Here is a 707-nt window from a genome sequence, read left to right as displayed (position 1 = left end):
CTCGGGCTGAGAAGGGCATTGCGGATGCTAACGCAAGCGCGACCGCCTCCCGGGAAGCGGCTCTGACTCCTGAGCTGCGCGCCAAGCGCGATGCCGCCCTGGCCGAACCCGCACCGGCCAAGCCCTCCCAGATGAACGAGGAGAGCGCCGAGGGCGCAGCAGCCAGCGTCAGCTATTTCCTCGACCTCTACCGCTACGCCTTCATGACCGGCAACACCACCGAGCTAGCAAAGATGAGCGAAGACAGTTGCAAATTCTGCCAATCAGCCATCAGCAGAGCAACCAGCCTACACGCCACTGGAGGATGGATTGATAAGTGGGAGCAGAATGTTACCAACACGACATACTATGAAAAACTGGAGGGTCGTGATTACAATCGCGTTACGGTTGTCGTAGATTATGGCGCCATGACTTCCCATCCTGGAGATGGAAGGGCGGCCAAAACATCCACTCCAGACGAAGGGAGAAATCTCAACTTTGGTGTAAGGTATGTTAATGGTAGATGGTTCGTCGGTGGGGTTGAGGTGGCTAAATAATGGAACTAATCCCCGTTGCTTTAGTTAGTCTTGTTGCGTCGCTCGTATTTCCGATACAAAATGCTGGCAATGCAAGTTCAGATTCCGCTACTGTTGAATCTAATGTGACTGCCGGAAATACGGATGCAGGAGTGGAAACCTACGGGGAGGTGACTGAGACCGTCCCTCAGG

1 protein-coding gene is annotated in these 707 nt (G+C 54.5%); it reads left to right on the top strand.

What is annotated here, in order from left to right; translation table 11 throughout:
• Nucleotides 1-536 (top strand): DUF6318 family protein (locus tag HMPREF2883_RS14040; protein WP_083313548.1); only part of this gene is annotated, 536 nt, incomplete at its 5' end.
• Between the last annotated feature and the right edge of the window lie 171 nt (nt 537-707).

This window comes from Actinomyces sp. HMSC075C01, from assembly GCF_001812965.1.
GTDB classification, from domain to species: domain Bacteria; phylum Actinomycetota; class Actinomycetes; order Actinomycetales; family Actinomycetaceae; genus Actinomyces; species Actinomyces acetigenes.
This window is presented reverse-complemented; position numbering and strand designations above follow the sequence as displayed.